Here is a 1,930-nt window from a genome sequence, read left to right as displayed (position 1 = left end):
AGTCACCCGGGCAAAGGCACCACCTGTACCCTGACACTGCCAAAGCTTTATGCTGATACCCTGTCACAGCAGCCAGAAGAATAGACAACCCGCTCAGAAAGGACTCAAATGTACAGTATACTTATTATAGATGATGAACCCATTGTAAAAATCGCCCTCCGCTCGATCCTCCCCTGGGAAGAACACGGTTTCTCCATCTGCGGGACCGCCTCAAACGGTCTGGAAGCCATGTCTCTCATCGAAAAACATCAACCGGATGTGATCATCACCGACCTCAAAATGCCGGAAATGGACGGACTGGAACTGATCCGTACCCTGAAAGAAAAAAATTATCCCGGAGAGATCCTCGTCCTCAGCAATTATGAGGATTTTGATTCTGTGCGGAGCGCGCTCCTTCTGGGTGCGGCAGACTATCTGTTAAAGATCAAGATCAGTCCGGACACTCTTCTTGCCTGCCTGAACAAAACGACCGAAAAGCTGCAGGAAAAAGCCGACAGGAAAGTTCCTGTTCCAACAGAAACCGTATCCGAGAACAGAACCCGCCTGCTCCTCTCCTTTTTTGAGGGAGAGACTTCCCTTTCCTCCTTTACAGCCCAAAACGCCGACGCAGACCTGCACTTTATGCAGGAACCATGCGCCGTCTGCTACGTAACCTTTGAAAAATTTCTGTCCAATGAAGCCTTTTCTATCTCGGGGAAACTTCTGTGTGATATGATCCTGGACGCAGTACAGGGCGTACTGCAGCCATATATTCTTGTACTGAACGACTACAGTGCACTGGTAGTCTTTTCCCAGAAAGAACTGGATGCAGGCCAGATGAAAGTCGCTCAGCTCGTAAAAAAACTATACAACCGATTCACCATGTACCAGTCCTTCGCCCCGGATATGCCATATCAGGAAAATCTTCCGGACTATGAAGAAGCCAGAAATACTTATCAGACCTTTACCATAAATGAAGGGCATTATACAGACGATATTGCCAAAACCCTCACATATATCGAAGAAAATTATATGCACCGGCTCACACTGTCCTCCATTTCCGCAAATGTCAGCTTAAGTTCCAGCTATCTGTGCCGCGTTTTTAAATCAGAGGTAGGAACAAGCATCACCAGTTATCTGAACAATCTCCGGATACGTAAAGCCGCTACCATGATCAAAGACAACCGGCTTTCGCTCAAAGAGATCTCCACGATGGTAGGGATCGATGATCAGCTCTATTTCAGCAGGCTGTTCAAGAAATGTATGGGAATTTCCCCTTCAGAATACGGGAAACGATTTCATCAGTAAATCTCAAAAAGGTATGAAACCACAGATTTAACTTCTATGGTCTCATACCTTTTTTCTTATCACATCATTCTTCTATTTCTTAGATATTTTCGCTTCTCAGATCTGGTACCACTTGATCTCATTTGCTTCCATGTGAAGTTCGAAGCTGCTTCCGTCGCCTTTGTATACAACGGTGTCCTGCGGCTCGTAGGTGTTGTTTACGACACAATATTTGCCGTTCTTTACATAGGCATGGACTTCTACATTGTAGTTTGTGGAATACCAGCAGTTCAGCTCTTCCTCTGCGGATGCGGACCAGAGGACTGCACGGTAGAGGACACGGCTGTTCTTGAAGCTGTACGGAAGTCCGCTGATATAGACACCGCGGCCTTTTCCGAAGGTCCTGACTGCCATCTGCACTTCCTGGTCTTTCTGGATCAGGATCTCAGTTCCGTCAAGTGCATAGATATTTTTCTTTCCTTCACCGAAATCAACATCTCCGTCACTGTCTGCCAGGATAAAGTGATCTCTGTGTTCTTCCCAGTTGTATTTGTCTTTGTTCAGGTTAAAGCCGTTTTCTTCTTCTACTCCAAGCACATCGTCAAGCTGGAAATAATGTCCCTGCCACTGATGGGCTGCCGGTTCGCCGACTCCGATGAAGCCG

Annotated in this window: 2 protein-coding genes; one reads left to right on the top strand and one right to left on the bottom strand. The window is 46.7% G+C overall.

Features of this window, described 5'->3' with window-relative positions; all coding sequences use genetic code 11:
* Positions 1–108 precede the first annotated feature (108 nt).
* Positions 109–1,287: a response regulator transcription factor gene (locus WMO75_RS19395; protein WP_022215651.1), complete on the top strand. Its 1,179-nt coding sequence runs from the start codon at positions 109–111 to the stop codon at positions 1,285–1,287.
* Between the two features lie 96 nt (positions 1,288–1,383).
* On the opposite strand, the gene WMO75_RS19390 is transcribed toward WMO75_RS19395, so the two are convergent.
* A partial coding sequence (locus WMO75_RS19390) for a lacto-N-biose phosphorylase central domain-containing protein (RefSeq protein ID WP_349078825.1) occupies positions 1,384–1,930 on the bottom strand: 547 nt, incomplete at its 5' end.

The organism is Blautia intestinihominis, assembly GCF_040096655.1.
In the GTDB taxonomy this organism is placed as follows: Bacteria; Bacillota; Clostridia; order Lachnospirales; family Lachnospiraceae; genus Blautia_A; species Blautia_A intestinihominis.
This window is presented reverse-complemented; position numbering and strand designations above follow the sequence as displayed.

Bases quoted from the DNA above. Each gene is read 5' to 3' on its own strand.
- WMO75_RS19395 (WP_022215651.1), top strand. From the start codon at position 109: ATGTACAGTATACTTATTATAGATGATGAACCCATTGTAAAAATCGCC.